This window comes from Soonwooa buanensis (assembly GCF_900167905.1).
Taxonomy (GTDB): domain Bacteria; phylum Bacteroidota; class Bacteroidia; order Flavobacteriales; family Weeksellaceae; genus Soonwooa; species Soonwooa buanensis.
The window spans coordinates 109,940-125,794 of sequence record NZ_FUYZ01000002.1 but is presented as its reverse complement, the minus strand read 5'-3'; the positions used below and the strand labels follow the sequence as shown (position 1 = coordinate 125,794).

Here is a 15,855-nt window from a genome sequence, read left to right as displayed (position 1 = left end):
ATAATTTTGTTTACTTTGTAATATAATGTCAGTTTTAAAATTAGCAAAAAAATATATTGTAGACAGCCAAATTTATGTTTCCTTAATGGGAACAATGTTGGCTGCTTTTTTCTTTTTGGAACAAAATACATTCCGTTTTCCCAAGCTGTACCTCATTTTTCTAACATTTTTCAGTGGTTATCTTTACACAAAATACCAAGGACAAGGTCGAATATTTAAAAAAATATTAATATTCAATTTTTTTACTGGTATTATTTGCGTCCTCCTGATCATCAGAAATCATAACGAAATTGTCTTATTAAAATGGTTATTAATAGTTGTTCTTGGACTTTTGTACAACAGTAATTTTCTTGCGAATACCATTCGTAACATACCATTTGTCAAGATTTTTTACGTTGGACTTGTTTGGGCCTTATCCTTTGGATTCTTAGGATTGCCAGAAGTTAATTGGCCAATTATCGGTTTTAGCTTTTTTTTCATCTCCGCACTTGTTTTACCTTTTGATATTCGTGATATGAAATACGATACAGTCGTGACTTTTCCGAAATTAATTGGTATCAAAAACACAAAATTACTCGCCTATTTTTTGATTATTTTAGCAAATATCATAAGTATTCTATTTTTTAGAATTGATAGCATTATTGCATTATTGTTAACATCTTTTGTAAGTTGTATTTTGATATTTTTCGCATCTGAAAACAAAACTGATGCTTATTTTTCTTTTTGGATAGAAAGTTGTTCCGCACTTCCGCTCATTATTTACTTGGCGATTAAATATTACCTTCTTTTTTAAGAATCCGATTTGACTTATCTTTGTAGGACTAAATCAATTTCTATTTTGAGAATTAATAAACTCAGTCTTCATAATTTTAAAAATCACGATCATCTACAGCTAGATCTTTCTGCACAAATCAACTGTTTTGTCGGGAATAATGGCGTGGGAAAAACGAATATCCTAGACGCTTTGTATTATCTTTCTGTTGGTAAAAGCTTCCTCGGAAACTCCGATTTTAACAATATTAAAAACGATTGCGATTTCTTTAGCATCGAAGCGGAAGTTCAAAATGAGGAAAAAGAAGATATTCTCAAAATAATTCTTAGTAAGGAAAGTAAGAAAGTTATTAAAAAAAATGACAAATCTTATGACCGACTCGCAGATCATGTTGGTTATTTACCATCTGTTATTATTTCGCCTTATGATCAAAATTTAATTTCGGATTCTGGAGAAAGCCGCAGAAAATTTTTAGATGCGATGATTTCTCAAACTGACAGCGATTATCTTTTTGCTTTAATACAATATCAAAAGACCTTACAACAACGAAATGCGCTTCTAAAAAATTTCGCAAAAAATAGATATTTCGACAAAGATAGCCTCGAGATTTATGATGAACCTTTGATAAAACACGGCGAAAAAATATTTGCAAAACGTAAAAACTTTGTTGAACTTCTTAATCCAGTTATGCAAAACTTTTATCAAAGTATTTCTGGCGGAAAAGAAGAAGTTTACATCACTTATCAATCGGACTTAGAGCAAGATTATTCTGATTTGCTTAGTCAATCTTTAGAGAAGGATCGTGTGCTAACCTATACATCAAAAGGCATACATAAAGATGACTTGCTTTTTGAAATGATGCATTATCCCATCAAAAAAGTAGGATCGCAAGGACAACAAAAAACTTTTTTGGTTGCTCTTAAACTAGCACAAATGATTCGTATTAAAGAATTGACAGGCAAAACCCCAATCCTTTTATTGGACGACATCTTTGATAAACTAGATGATAAACGCGTAACACAGTTAATTGATCTTGTTAATCAAGAAAATTTTGGACAAATCTTTATTACAGACACACATAAAGAACGTACAGAAAGTATTTTGAAAGACATAAAAGAACCAATCAACATCTACGAAATCTAAAAATAAAAAATGCCAGAATATATCTGGCATTTCGCATATAATAGAATGGTTATTAATCACATTTAGACATTCATGGTAATTGAAAAAAGCTTAGTAGTAGTCTTTGTCTAAATATTTCCATCAAAATTTCAAAAAATATTCAAAAAATGCAAAATTTAGGGGTGGACATTGGGGTGGACAAATTATTTTACAAATAAGCAATACTGATTATCAACTACATACAGACTTTCAAAAAAAATAATTTGATACACTTTTTTTGGATATATTTGTTAATATGGTAAAAATATACCTCTTTTTTTTCTTTTTTGCATTTTGCGGAGCCACTTACAAAGCACAACAACTCGAAAATCTGTCTACAATCGAGACAAAATATGTTGTAAAAGCCTCAGAAATAAACAGCGAAAAAGAACTAATTACATTTCTAAACTCAGATTCTTACAAAATAATAAGTAACAAAAAAGAAATCATAAACAAAGTTGTATTAGCAAACTTTTATTCAAAACAATTAGACAGATCTAATCCTAAAAGTCTTCAACTTTACAAAGATGCGTTAAAATTATCGTCAGATATCAAAGACAACAATTTTTTGATATGGTTTTATACAAGCTTTGGATTCTATTATTACACCTACAATGATTATCCCAACGCATTACCTTTATTTTTAAAAACATCAAAACTATTAGAAAACAATCGCGACCAGGACATTATCGATCCTTGTAATACTTTAAAATTAAATGGCTTCTTTTGGTCGACAATTGAAGATAACAATAAAAGTAACGAATATCTTGAGCGCGCTTTACAACAATGCTCGACTAATAACCAAAACTATGGGACAATACTTAACAACATTGCCCTTAATTACATCAAGTTAAATAATTTTCAAAAAGCACTGACATATCTAGAAAAGACCAAAACTGCGTCTATAACAATTAATGATAAAGTCCGTTATGCAAAAGCTTTAGGAGACATTGCATACATTGAAGCTCATAGAAAAAACTACAGCAAAGCAATTAGCTTATTAAAGGAAGACATCGAAATTTCTCAGGTTGAAAATAGTGATAAAAACACTATGTTTGCTCAAATAAGATTAGCTACAATCTATGTTGAAACTAAACAGTATCAAAACGCAAAAACATTATTATTAGATGCTTTAGATTATATTAAAACCAAAACTTATTTAGCTAGTAATGAGCTAGATATCCAAAAACTACTTTTGCAAATCGCAGTATATGAAAAAAATGATAATGCAGAGTTAGCTGCAAGAAGAAGAATTGAAAGTCTGAGTGATCAAATCATATTACAAGACGGTGTTGAAGCCGTAAAAATGGCAAACTGGCAAAGCCAAAAAGAGCGTGTAGAATGGCAATTAGAAGCCGAACAAAACAAAGCGGAAAAGTCAAAAGTTATCAAATGGTCCTTACTTGCGGTCAGTCTTTTGCTCTGTGGTCTTGTTGCAAGTATTTATCAACTTAATAAAAGAAAAATTCGTTTACTGAAAAGTAGTTACGAAAAGCAGATTTTAAAGTTCAAATTAGACCAAGTTGAGTCTGATAAAAGACTGCAAACCACCAATAACTCTCTAGCAAGTTTCAAAGCCTATTTAGTCGACCGAAATAAACATATCGATGATATTGATAACGAAATTAATAAACTCCGTCAAATAGGAAAAGCAACAAAAACACTTTCCGCTATGGAGGAATTAAAAATTTCGCATTTAGTTACTGATGAAAACTGGAACAAATTCAAAGAAGTTTTTATTCGAGAAGAGCCAGAATATTATCAATACATCCTCACCTCATTCCCAGGCTTAACAGAGTCAAACTTAAGAATCATTCTCCTTAATAGACTAAATCTCAACAACTTAGAAATCGCTCAATTATTAGGACTAAGCGTTGATGGTGTTAAAAAGTCTAAACAAAGACTTCGTAAAAAGTTCGATAACGAAGATAATTTTGTAATTTAAAGCCTATAAAAAACTAGAATCAAACGAGAAAGGTAATAAATCTCGAACTGATTTTGTTTTAAAAATTTCACCTTCTAAGGAAGCAAAATAGATTTCGATAGGTTGATCTTGTTTAGCCTCATACTCCAAAATACTTTGGCGACACGCGCCACAAGGCGGAATTGGCTGAGAACTAAGCATATTACGAGGTGCACCAATCACAAACATTTTAGTAATTTGTGCTTTAGGAAAATTCGCAGAAGTCCAGTAGATGGTTGTTCTTTCAGCACATAGACCAGAAGGATAGGCTGCATTTTCTTGATTACTTCCTGTAACAATCTCACCATTATCAAGCAAAAGTGCGCAACCTACCAAGAAGTTAGAATAATTTGCATAGGCATTTTCTCGAACTGCTTTTGCAGCGTCAAAAAGTTTCTTTTCAGTTTCATCAAGATCCTTATATGAAGGAATCACGTGAAAACTGATTTTGATTTCTTTTTCCATTTTTCAAAAATCGGAGGGTAAAAGTACGCCTTTTTTAGTTATCCCAAAACTATTTTTAATCTTTAGTAACGAAATCTCCGATTATCTTTTTTCTCTGACAAAATTTTCTTCGCTGTCAATCGTTTTTCAATCTGACTTTTACGTGGTTTTGTCTGTTTTCTGGGTTTATGAACAACAACAGAAGCATTAACGATATTAAGAATTCTTTCGATAGCAATCGCTTTATTTTCAAGTTGCGTTCTTGCTTCGGTAGACGTCAATTGCAAAACTCCGTCGTTGTTAATACGATTTTTTAATTTTTCCAAAATCAACTCAATTTGCTCATCAGAAAAAAATTTAGTTTCCGAAACTTTCCACATCGCAGTAACCGCCGTCTCAACTTTATTTACATTTTGACCGCCAGCACCACCACTTCTTGATGTTTTAAAACTAAGTTCCTTAGAAAAATCATTCATCTTTGTATCTATTAATTATCGCTTTCAAATCTATTCGGTTCACTTTTCCGTTTGGAGTTCTCGGGATATTTTCAATAAAGATAACATCTTTTGGACGATCAAGCTTACGACGGTAATTTATATTTAAAATCTTTAGTTTTAAATCTTCACTCGGCGGAGCCTCAACAACAGCGATCATTTTTTCTCCCAAAACGTCATCAAGAATCGCAGTAACAACAACTTCATAAGGTGTTTCTTTCTTTATTAAAGCTTCAACTTCTTCAGGAAAAATTTTGGCACCACCAGAATTAATCACATTATCAATTCGTCCTAAGAATCGGAATTGATTTTCCCCAATTATCTCGACCAAATCGTTGGTTACAATAAGATCCGGACTAATACTTGGTGCATTTATAATAAGACATCCGCTCGGACTAATGCTAATATTAACACCTTCAAAACAAGTAAAATAATCTTCCGTAATTGGATAAATCTTTCGTAATGCGATATGAGACAAGGTTTCGGACATGCCGTAAGTCTCAAAAATCTCTTGATTTGAAGTTTTTAAACTGTCATAAATTTTCTTTTTTAAACTTTCCGAAACAGCTGCTCCGCCAATAATCAGTTTTTTAATTAAATGTAACTTATCTAGTGAATGCTCCACTTGCAAAGGCGTCATTGCACAAAAATCGACTTCTGTCTCTAAATTAGCAAGCGCATCCGACTTAGGTTCTAAGACATTAAGAATAAGTTGACGTTCGATAGCGCGAATCACCATCATTTTGCCAGAAATATATTCTATCGGAAGACACAACGCAGCAGAATTTCCTTTTTTTAAACCTAAAAAATCGCAAGTCATCTTTGCCGAAGCAAACATTCTGCTTTTTTCGACATCAAAAAGCTTTGGAATTCCTGTCGAACCAGAACTTTTTATGCTTGTTGTAAGCTTATCGGAAAGGCATTCTTGAAAAAATTCAAAAACTTTTGTTTCGAAGTCATTTTTAGGTTTCATTATATCTAGCTGAATATCAGAACAGTCGATTAACATTGATTTTTTTATGAAATTATTTTGTATAAAATTATGAAATTTTTTGCGAAATATTTTGGAAGTTAGAAAAAAAGGCCTACATTTGCATCACAATAAACGACAGACCCATGGTGTAACGGTAGCACTCCGGTTTTTGGTACCGTCTGTTGGGGTTCGAATCCCTGTGGGTCTACGATTATCCAAATAGCTTGCTAAATTTAGCAAGCTATTTTTTTATGCTTTATTTCAAAATAATTTATTCTAAATTTAAATTTCACCTTGTAATACTTAAGCTTAGTCTTCCAAATGGTGGCAAGATTTATTCTGACAAACTCCGAAAATTATTCAACAATAAATAAAAACTTAAAGCTGTGATTATTAATTTAATAAAAACAGCGCCAAGGACGACAGAATAAGAAAATTTAACTAAAATTTTCAATAAAATAATTGCATTCAAATAACAAAGACTTTATTTTTGGCGAAACATGCTAAAAATAATTAAATGACAAAAATCAAACTTATCTGGACACTATTCTGTGTTTTAACCATTCAAATCTTTTCGGCACAGACTGAAGTTAAAAAGCCATCTGATGCTTTCGACCTTTATTTCAAAGCTTTTGTTAATAAAAACGAAAACGCGCTGAAAGCACTTAACGATTACATGCGACCAACCGTTGAAGGAAAAGATATGTACGCAATTGATTTTACTGAAGGAAATTCGGAAATGATCGCCAATATGTCTGACAACTTTTTAAGCATCTTTTCTCCTGCTGCTGCAAAAGCCAACAAAAAAGAGGCAGAAGACTATTTCGCTGCAATGATTAAAAACTTCAATGAAGCTACTTATAAAATAAGCAGTGCAAAGTTGGTAGATAACGAATATGTAAAAGGCGAAAAAATAGCAGAAATTTCTTATCGTGTCACTTTCAAAATGCCGAACGAAGCTTCTGACGACATCCTATCTGTCTACAAAAATAAAAATCCTAAAACACTGAAAGCGGACGAACTTAAACAACTTTTAATTTCGCTTAAAAACACCTATAGCAACGCGACTAAAGAAGAAAGTATTGACCGTCAAGTTAGCTTGTACCAATTAAAAGAAAAAGGGAAAATATATTACAACAGTGGAAATATCTATGAAGAAATAGTTACTAACTTAACTGATTTCTATTTTGGGAGTGATGACGAAAACGCTGAGGAATAAAAATAATTTAATTAATAAAAAACGCAACTTATTAAGTTGCGTTTTTTTATTTTCTTATAAAACCAAATTCTGAATAAAACTTTGTAAATCCATTTCTTTATCAAGACCAAGTTTTATTTTCAATCTATATTTCGTCATTCTAACAGTTTTAACCTCAACCTTTAGAAGATTTGCAATCTGTTGATTATCCATATTCAAATAAATATAGGATGCATATTTTAAATCTTGTGTCGTTAGCTTTCCTTTGGAAGCTTCATTCAACTTTTTGAAAAGCTGTGGATGTACTTCCTCGTGCATATCTTTGACACGCGTCAAATCTCGATCTACAAGTTTGTCTTCGCGAAGAAGCTTATCTAAATCAGCATCTGCATCGGTTTTAATCTTTTCTGTTAATTCATTAATAATAGAGTTTTTCTGATCCAATTGGATCGATTTTGCCAAGGCCTGTTTATGCAGACGCTCCTGTTCTATTTCCAAAAGTCTTTGCTCAGCTTCCAATCTTGCTTTCTCCTCAGATTCTAGCTGGAGTTTTAACTCGGTTTCAATTTTTTCTGACTCTAATAGATCTGCACGTTGTTTAATGAGTTTTTGTTTGTATCGGTGATTATTGAAAAGCACGATAAATCCAGCAACTGCAATAATAACAATCGCCAACAACATCCATAATTGACGAGTTCGACCTTTGTTAATCTGTTCTAGCTGATGGATTTGTTCATTCTTTTTCTCTGTGTCATAAAAAATTTCCAAAGACTTTGTATTATTATCAAAGCGCTCTTTACTTTCTTGACGAATCATATCTTTAGCTTCACGCTCGATGGCCAAGGCCTTTTCAAAACGACCAGAATTAGAATAAACACGAGACAAATTGTCGATTGTAGAGATTTTTGAGCTTAACATAATCTCTGTATTTGCTCGACCAAGATCGTAGGCTTTTTGATAGTAATTCTCTGCTAAACTAACATTACCTTCATTCTCATAATTGTATCCAATATTATTATAAATAAGTGAGGTAAGATCTCCGTAATTAGCATCGTTACTTGTTAAATCTAAAGCTTTGAAAGCTAAATCCAAACTTTCCTTACTCGCATTGCTTGTACGAATGAACGGAACTAAACTTCCATAATTGATGTAATAAGCAATGAGAGAACGCTTTTGTGCGACTTTAGGTTCGATTTTAGAAATAACATCGAAAGCTCGACGATAATTAACATCCGCAGAATCCAAGTATTTCTTTTCGCGTGTTGCCGTACTTAGATTTTTGTAATAAAAACCAACATTATTAAAAGTAAAATTTAACAACAAATTATTCTTAGATTTCTTAGCATAATCCAGAGCCTTGAAAGCCGAATCCTTATACTCTTGGACATCAGCTGCATTTTTGACTTGATATGAAAATTTAAGAAAATACAGTTGGGTTAAAATAAAATTCTCTCGATCTGCCTTTTCAAAAACCGAAATACTACTATTAATAGCCTTTACAAATTGATCTTTTTTATTAAGTTTTAAATAATATCTCGCATATCCATAATCAACATAAGCATTAGACAGATTATCATTAGCCTCGTCAAGTAGATCTTTTGCTTTTTTTAAAGAATTAACCTGCGCTTGCTCATCTTTAGTCACCGAAAAATAATCGGACAAATAGACAAGCCCAATTATTTTGCGACGCAGATCTTGGCTAGGAAGAAAATCTTTTTCGAGAAGACTTCTAGCCTTTTCGTTCTCCTTTGCATAAAGATACGCATATACAGTTTGTTGACTTTTATCCAAATCACTTTGTCCAAAATAACAAATTGGAATTAAAAACATTAACAGCAAAAACCTAGAAAATATCAATCTCAGCATTATAACTTATCTTCTTTATATTGAATAAAACACCTTTTTTTAAATAAAAAAACCTTAAAGCATCTTATAATCAATGAATTAAATATTACAAAATTTAACAAAAAACAAAAAATCGAAATTCATAATTGAGTGTTAATTTCGTACAACTCCTGCAAAAATATAAATAATTGATTAATAATACATTATAAAGTATCGTATATATTTTGTAGACAAAAAATCTACAAATGTAAATACAGTGTCGATTACAAAATATAACATAACCTATTTATTTTTAAGAAATTTGAAATTACAAAACGGACGAAACTAAACTGAAATTTTAAACTATTAGAAAATCAGTAAAACGGATTTCTTAACTGAAATCCGTTTTTTTTATTCGTAAAAAAAGAGCCATCAAATTTGAAAGCTCTTTCATAAAGTTATTTTGTTAAAATTACATTCTATTAACAACACCAATTCCCATTAAAGCCAAAGCCTTCTTGATAGTTTTAGCTGTTAAATTGGAAACCTGTAATCTAAATTGAATTGTATTTTGATCCTCTTGATTCAAAATTGGATTGTTTTGATAGAACGAATTATAAACTTTCACCAATTCGTAAACATAATTCGCCACCAATGCTGGACTTAGTTGTTCGGCTGCTCGCGCAATTACTTCTTTGAAATTTGACAAAGTCATCACCAACTCTTTCTCACTATCATTAATCGCATAATCTTTTGTAATAGCAGATTCAGCGAAATTCGCCTTATTTAACAACGATTGAATTCGGGCATAAGTATATTGGATAAACGGTCCTGTATTACCATTAAAATCGATACTTTCCTCTGGATTAAACAACATTTTTTTCTTTGGATCAACCTTAAGCATAAAATACTTAAGCGCTCCAATCCCAACCTTTTCGTAAGAAATTTCCTTTTCTTCCTCAGTTAAATGTTCTAATTTTCCTAGTTCCTGAGATTTATCTTTTGCCGTTTGATACATCTCTTGCATCAAATCATCAGCGTCCACAACCGTCCCTTCGCGAGATTTCATTTTACCATTCGGAAGTTCAACCATACCGTAAGACAAATGATAAAGTTGATCAGCCCACTCGTATCCCAATTTTTTAAGAATTAAAAATAAAACTTGGAAATGATAATCTTGCTCGTTACCAACAGTATATATTAATTTCTGAATATCATTATCTTTGAAACGCTCAACCGCAGTTCCTAAATCTTGCGTCATATAAACTGAAGTTCCGTCAGAACGAAGAAGTAACTTTTGATCCAAACCTTCGTCCGTTAAATCTGCCCAAACAGAACCGTCTTCTTTTTGGAATAAAACACCCTTTTTAAGACCTTCCTGAATAATATCTTTTCCTAAAATGTAAGTGTTACTTTCGTACTGAACTTGGTCAAATTCAACACCCAATCTTTGGTAAGTTTGATTAAATCCAGAATAAACCCAAGAGTTCATTATTCCCCAAAGCATTCTCACATCTGGATTTCCGTTTTCCCAATCTAAAAGCATTTTTTGAACAGCCAACATAGACGGTGCTTGCTTTTTAGCAGTTTCTTCATCCATGCCATCTGAGACCAAAGTAGCAATTTCTGACTTATAATTTTTATCAAATTCTACATAGAAATTACCTACTAACTTGTCACCTTTCAGATTTTCTGATTCTGGTGTCACACCATTTCCGAATTGCTCCCAAGCCCACATAGATTTACAAATATGTACTCCTCTGTCGTTAATAATTTGAGTTTTGATTACATCATAGCCATCAGCTTCTAGAATCTGCGCCACAGAAAAACCTAAAAGATTATTTCTGATATGTCCAAGATGCAAAGGTTTGTTGGTATTTGGAGAAGAATATTCCACCATTACAGTTTGATTTTTAGAATCTACCTTCCCAAAATCTTGGTAAGTACTTTCGAAATTATCAAGAAACAGCGAATTGTTAATTTTTAAATTAAGAAAACCTTTAACCGTGATAAAGCTTTCTATATATTCAACTTCGTTGGTAAGCTCGCTACCCAATTCCATACCAATGACATCCGGACTTTTCTTAAGAAGTTTAACCAATGGGAAAACAACAACGGTAAAATCACCATCGAAATCTGTTTTGTTCTGTTGAACTTCCAACTTCAAATCCTGAATCTGGTAAAGGTTATTAATAATATCTGAAACCTTCTGCTGAATGCTATCTTTAATATTCATTATGTTAAAAAATAATGGCAAAGTTACGAAAATAAAAAAACCGCCCGAAGGCGGTTTTGATAATTATTATGTAATAATCAGATTATTTGTAAATAAACGGCGTGAAATTATTCTTCACAAAAATATCAGCTTGACTAACAACAGGAACATTTGCACTGTTATTAGAATACTCAGATGCTGGATATAAAAGTCTCCATGGTTTATTAGTTCTAACAGTTGTTGTCGCCAAAGGAGTTTCTGGATATCCAGTTCTTAAATAATTAATGTATGACTCTGCACCATTATAATTAATTAGAGCAACCCATCTCTGATACTGAATTGCAGCAATTTTATCATCATTACTACCAGCCCAACCAACTTTTGATTTTGCAGCAATACTAGTAATATAAGCAGCACCGTCACTAGCTTTACCATCGAATGTATATGATGCATTTACACCAGCCTCAAAATGAGCTTGAGCTGCTGAGAATCCATTATAACCTCTAAGCGCTGCTTCTGATTGTAAAAACTCACTTTCAGAAAGCATCATTAGATAACCATCTTTCGACTGTCCAGTTGCCGTTGCAGCATTTGCAGAATAAAAAGAAGGACCAGCTAAAAATGAAAAATTAGCTAACGAAGGTTTCAATGCATTAACAGTATACCCCATGTGTACTTTATAATCATCATTAGACATCCCTTGAGGGTATCCGTAATAACCAGCAGCACCACCAGCAGAAGTATTATTATACATTTTACCACTAGTAAATAAGAAAGATACTCTCGCATCAGAAATACCACTTGTAATTTTAGATGCATCACCAGTCAATACTTTCACAGCATGATCTGATGCAGTCATTAGGTAATAACCATTTGTATTTGTAGCTCCTGTATTAGTGTATTTTCCGAAATTAAAGTAAAGTGGATTCTGCGAATCTGGAGAAGCATTACTATAACCTGGGTTAATTGCAACATCAGCGGTAATATAAGTAGCTCCTGCTAGTTCACTGATAATTTGATTTCTCAAAGCAATACCATCAGCATTACTAGTATTCGCTAGACGAACTGCAAATTTTAACAAAACTGTATTCGCAAAAGATTTCCATTTAGCCATATTACCCTTAAAAATAGGATCAGCTGCACTTTCAACAGTTTGAGTAGGATTAGTTCCATATTGATCGATTAACTTTCTTGCATCAAGCAATTCGGATACTAAACCTTTATAAACATTTACATCAGAATCATATTTCGGAGTTGGAACCTCCAGTTCTTGAAATGCTTCTGTATATGGAACACTTCCATACAAATCAACGATATACTGCATGTAGTATGCCTTCTGTATCTTTGATATTGCTACATAATTAGCATAATCATTACCAAAGTCAATAATTCTTTGAAATCTTGTTACAGCTCTGTACATATCCATAAAAATCGCTTGACGATAAGTCGTAGTAATTTCAAGATTTGATTCAGTTGTAAAAGGGTTACCAAATTGGGCAAAATTACCTGACCAGGTATTAGTCCACGCATTTCCTAATGCATTCATATTGCCTGCTTGGACTGCATAGGCTGTAGTAGATGCACCTGATAAACGAAGATTTGGTTTAACTTGGTCTGTTAAAACTTTATTCGGATCTAGGTTATCGTCCAAACGACATGATACCAATGCGGCACCAACCAAGCTTAATAATATGTATTTTTTCATAATGTTAGATTAAAATTTAAAATTTAACGTTTAAAGCAAACCCGTAGACTTTCGTACTTGGATATTGAGTACGTGATGCTACTCCTCTTGCATTTCCACCATAATAACTTGTTTCAGGGTCTGCATAATTCAAATTATTTTTAGCAAATTTCATAAATGGATTTCTAGCATAAACTCCAAATGTAATTTCATCTATACCATAAGATTTAACAATATCTTTTGATAGCGTATATGACAATGAAACTTCTCTTAATTTGAAAACTTGTCCATCAGCAACTAGGTTTTCTCCGTAAGTTGCGTAGTTACTACTAAACCATGTAATTACATCGGAATAGTTATTACCACCTGTCTTAATAGTAGTATTAGGTGTATATCCTCCATTTCCATCAGGTATTACTGAGTTTGGCATAACAAAGCCACCTTTCTCTCTATCTACTTCTCCTGAATCCCATAAAGACCCATTAAATGCTAAACCACTTTTAACATCAGCTATAAATTTAGCGCCATATCTGTAATCTGCAACAGCACCTAACTTGAATCCTTTATATGAAATAGTTGTGCTAAAAGTATAAATACTTTTCGGCACCGTACTTCCTACATTTTCCATAGAAGACGTTAATACTGGATTACCATTCAATGGATTAATAATAATTCTCCCTTGATCGTCTCTTTTCATTTTAGAAACTTTCAACATTGGGAAAGCTGATCCTTTTTGTGCGTAAATACCCCAAGTAGTCCCTGTCTGTAAAGCAATTTCATCAACGCCATCCATAATATCCAATACAATTGACTCATTATATGAATAGCCTGCGTTGATATCCCATTTGAAATCTGCAGATTTGAATGGTGTTAAGCCCAAATTAATCTCTGCTCCTTTAGAACGAGCTTTTGCAATATTAATTGTCTTAATGTTAATCCCAGACGCTGACGATGTTGATTGATTTGTAATCAAATCTTTAGTGTCTTGTTTATAGATTGATCCATTCAATCTAATTCTATCTTTAAAGAAACCTAAATCTAAGTTAACTTCCGTCGTAGTAACAAATTCTGGACGAATATTTGGATCAACCTGAACCATTCCATTTCTGTAACTATTAACACTATTCATAGGGAATCCTGCAACTAATTCTGCTGTTCTATTAATGCCATACCAACTTACAGAACTAGAGTTACCAACTCTTGTCCAGTTACCAGAAACCTTCATATAATTAAGTACATCCCCTCCAAAATCAAATGCTTTTGTTGGAACAAAAGATAAACCAACTGATGGATAGAAATAACTATTATTATGCTTTGGTAATACTGAGCTCCACTCGTTACGTCCTGTAGCATTCAAAAATAAAAAATCACGGTATGCTAAATCTAAGTTTGCAAACACAGCATGAGAATTTCTTCTATAATAACCATTTGTCAATGAAGCACTTCCCATTGATAAAGGTAGAGTAACATTTGTCATGTTATAAACGCCAGGAACTGCTAATGCTGAACCTCCATTTTGCATAATTTCGTATCTATGTTCTTGATAATTATAACCTAAATTTAACTTCAAATTTAAATCATCAGTAAGATCATAGTTAAAATTAGCCATCAAATCGCCATAGTAGTCCGTATTTTCTCTCTTATCTAAAAACAATGCAGAGGTGATAGCTTTAACATATGTTGCAGCTGGTCCGTTATAGTTTGCTTTTGAAAATGCATCTCTATGACTTGTTGAAGAAGATGAAGTCTGTTGTAAATTGGCTGTATATTTGAAATTAATATTTTTATTAAGTTCATAACCGATTGCTCCTGTTAAGTTATAAGCATCTCTCTTATAATCTTGTCTAACATGCTTCATTCTCCAGTAAGGGTTCTGATAGTAGATATTCCAAGCGTAAGCACTTTCTGGATAATCTTTGTAAGCAGTAATTGGTGTATCAGATCCTGACTGTAATAACGTCCAGTATAATGAATCATTTGTCGTTTCGTCAAACATTACTGTTGTTTGTGTGAAGTTAGTTCTTGTATATTGAGCAGAACCATCAACTGAAAACTTACCTAATTTAGCACCTCCTTTAAAAAGAACAGAAGTCCTGTTCGACGAATCTCCATCAACAACAAATCCTCTTTGAGTATTATTCAAAGTTAGTAGAGCATATTTACCTTCTCCACCCGCATTAATTGTAACACCATTACTAAATGTTGTACCTGTCTTAAAGAAATTCTTCAATTCATTTGGTCTAGAAACGTAAGGTCTAATAATAGCTGCGCCGTTATCACCAGTTGAAATTGTAGAATCATCTCCCCAACCAATACCATCTAATGTAATATAACCATCTCCCGTATAATCATACAAGGGCATACCATAAGCCGTCATACTACCATCAAAAATAGGTCCCCAAGCACCATTCTCATATTGATCTCTCGCTTTATCCCAACCTTGACCGTACTTTGTTTGTCTTTTCGGCAAAAACGCAACACTTTCAAAATCAATTGAACCATCATACACTACTGAAAGTCTGTTATTTTTTGCACCACGTTTTGTAGTTACTATAATAACACCATTTACTCCATCAGAACCGTACAATGCTGCTCCTTGAGCACCTTTAATAACGTTAACCGACTCAATGATATCAGGAGGTAAACCTTGCAAAATTGTAGATGTAGAAATCACATTATCAATAACTACTAAAGCATCGTTATTTCCTGTAAGTGATCTTGAACCTCTAAGTTGAATAGAAGTAGAGCCATTTACCCCACTACTATTAACATTAATTGTTAATCCCGCAACCTTACCTGCCAAAGCTTGAACTGCGTTTGGATTCGCTGCTTGCGTTAATAATTCAGAGCTAACCACTTGTTGAGCAGAAGTAACCGCATCAACTTTTTTGGTAATACCCATAGCACCAGTTATAATAACCTCGCCAATTTCCGTAGTTTTTGCGGTGTCTCTTGGCTTGGTTTGCGCCGAAACCATTGCAACCGAAGAACTCAACACTACTGCTAAAACACTAGCTGTTAATTTTTTCATATCAAATTAAATTTTTCAATAAAACAAATGTGCAAAACTTTCTCAACATAAACAATAAAAAAGTTAAATATTTCTTAATTTTTCTTTAACGTTTCA

11 protein-coding genes and 1 tRNA gene are annotated in these 15,855 nt (G+C 32.7%); 5 read left to right on the top strand and 7 right to left on the bottom strand.

The features are described from left to right. Window positions 1–25 precede the first annotated feature (25 nt). The 3 genes from B5X62_RS03770 (at window position 26) to B5X62_RS03760 (ending at window position 3,878) form a co-directional block, all read left to right on the top strand. Entirely contained in the window at window positions 26–793 is a 768-nt protein-coding gene (locus B5X62_RS03770) for a UbiA prenyltransferase family protein (protein WP_079666062.1), read from the top strand. 45 nt (window positions 794–838) lie between these two features. After that, window positions 839–1,915: a DNA replication/repair protein RecF gene (recF, locus tag B5X62_RS03765; RefSeq protein ID WP_079666061.1), complete on the top strand. Its 1,077-nt coding sequence runs from the start codon at window positions 839–841 to the stop codon at window positions 1,913–1,915. 274 nt (window positions 1,916–2,189) lie between these two features. Continuing rightward, the gene (locus B5X62_RS03760) at window positions 2,190–3,878 is read left to right on the top strand and encodes a tetratricopeptide repeat protein (RefSeq protein WP_079666060.1); all 1,689 of its coding nucleotides are present in this window, start codon (window positions 2,190–2,192) and stop codon (window positions 3,876–3,878) included. A gap of 3 nt (window positions 3,879–3,881) precedes the next feature. Here the strand turns inward: B5X62_RS03760 and B5X62_RS03755 are convergent, their stop codons facing one another. The 3 genes from B5X62_RS03755 to B5X62_RS03745 all read right to left on the bottom strand — a co-directional run bounded on the left by B5X62_RS03755 (window position 3,882) and on the right by B5X62_RS03745 (window position 5,843). Then, on the bottom strand, window positions 3,882–4,361 hold the full coding sequence (locus tag B5X62_RS03755; protein ID WP_079666059.1) for a cytidine deaminase: 480 nt from the start codon (window positions 4,359–4,361) through the stop codon (window positions 3,882–3,884). A gap of 62 nt (window positions 4,362–4,423) precedes the next feature. Beyond that, window positions 4,424–4,816 (bottom strand): alternative ribosome rescue aminoacyl-tRNA hydrolase ArfB, encoded by a 393-nt coding sequence (gene arfB, locus B5X62_RS03750; protein ID WP_079666058.1) that lies wholly within the window; start codon window positions 4,814–4,816, stop codon window positions 4,424–4,426. Further along, window positions 4,809–5,843: an AMP-binding protein gene (locus B5X62_RS03745; protein WP_079666057.1), complete on the bottom strand. Its 1,035-nt coding sequence runs from the start codon at window positions 5,841–5,843 to the stop codon at window positions 4,809–4,811. Before B5X62_RS03745 ends, arfB begins: the two co-directional genes overlap by 8 nt. A gap of 101 nt (window positions 5,844–5,944) precedes the next feature. Between B5X62_RS03745 and B5X62_RS03740 the strand changes: the two genes are divergently transcribed. Both B5X62_RS03740 and B5X62_RS03735 read left to right on the top strand, forming a co-directional pair. Beyond that, window positions 5,945–6,015 (top strand) — tRNA-Gln (locus B5X62_RS03740). A gap of 309 nt (window positions 6,016–6,324) precedes the next feature. Further along, window positions 6,325–7,026 (top strand): hypothetical protein, encoded by a 702-nt coding sequence (locus B5X62_RS03735; RefSeq protein WP_079666056.1) that lies wholly within the window; start codon window positions 6,325–6,327, stop codon window positions 7,024–7,026. 54 nt (window positions 7,027–7,080) lie between these two features. Here B5X62_RS03735 and B5X62_RS03730 read toward each other — a convergent pair whose 3' ends face one another. The 4 genes from B5X62_RS03730 to B5X62_RS03715 form a co-directional block, all read right to left on the bottom strand. After that, window positions 7,081–8,835: a transcriptional regulator gene (locus tag B5X62_RS03730; RefSeq protein ID WP_079666055.1), complete on the bottom strand. Its 1,755-nt coding sequence runs from the start codon at window positions 8,833–8,835 to the stop codon at window positions 7,081–7,083. Between the two features lie 466 nt (window positions 8,836–9,301). Then, window positions 9,302–11,065: an arginine--tRNA ligase gene (argS, locus tag B5X62_RS03725; protein WP_079666054.1), complete on the bottom strand. Its 1,764-nt coding sequence runs from the start codon at window positions 11,063–11,065 to the stop codon at window positions 9,302–9,304. 82 nt (window positions 11,066–11,147) lie between these two features. Continuing rightward, a complete protein-coding gene (locus tag B5X62_RS03720; protein WP_159447622.1) occupies window positions 11,148–12,725 on the bottom strand; it encodes a SusD/RagB family nutrient-binding outer membrane lipoprotein in 1,578 nt (525 codons plus the stop codon). Window positions 12,726–12,765: 40 nt separating this feature from the next. Beyond that, a complete protein-coding gene (locus B5X62_RS03715; RefSeq protein WP_079666052.1) occupies window positions 12,766–15,759 on the bottom strand; it encodes a SusC/RagA family TonB-linked outer membrane protein in 2,994 nt (997 codons plus the stop codon). Window positions 15,760–15,855 lie beyond the last annotated feature (96 nt).

What these genes read in the sequence shown, in the direction of transcription:
- B5X62_RS03770 (WP_079666062.1), top strand. Translation starts at nt 26, where the DNA reads ATGTCAGTTTTAAAATTAGCAAAAAAATATATTGTAGACAGCCAAATT.
- B5X62_RS03760 (WP_079666060.1), top strand. Translation starts at nt 2,190, where the DNA reads ATGGTAAAAATATACCTCTTTTTTTTCTTTTTTGCATTTTGCGGAGCC.
- B5X62_RS03755 (WP_079666059.1), bottom strand. Translation starts at nt 4,361, where the DNA reads ATGGAAAAAGAAATCAAAATCAGTTTTCACGTGATTCCTTCATATAAG.
- arfB (WP_079666058.1), bottom strand. Translation starts at nt 4,816, where the DNA reads ATGAATGATTTTTCTAAGGAACTTAGTTTTAAAACATCAAGAAGTGGT.
- B5X62_RS03745 (WP_079666057.1), bottom strand. Translation starts at nt 5,843, where the DNA reads ATGTTAATCGACTGTTCTGATATTCAGCTAGATATAATGAAACCTAAA.
- B5X62_RS03735 (WP_079666056.1), top strand. Translation starts at nt 6,325, where the DNA reads ATGACAAAAATCAAACTTATCTGGACACTATTCTGTGTTTTAACCATT.
- B5X62_RS03730 (WP_079666055.1), bottom strand. Translation starts at nt 8,835, where the DNA reads ATGTTTTTAATTCCAATTTGTTATTTTGGACAAAGTGATTTGGATAAA.
- argS (WP_079666054.1), bottom strand. Translation starts at nt 11,065, where the DNA reads ATGAATATTAAAGATAGCATTCAGCAGAAGGTTTCAGATATTATTAAT.
- B5X62_RS03715 (WP_079666052.1), bottom strand. Translation starts at nt 15,759, where the DNA reads ATGAAAAAATTAACAGCTAGTGTTTTAGCAGTAGTGTTGAGTTCTTCG.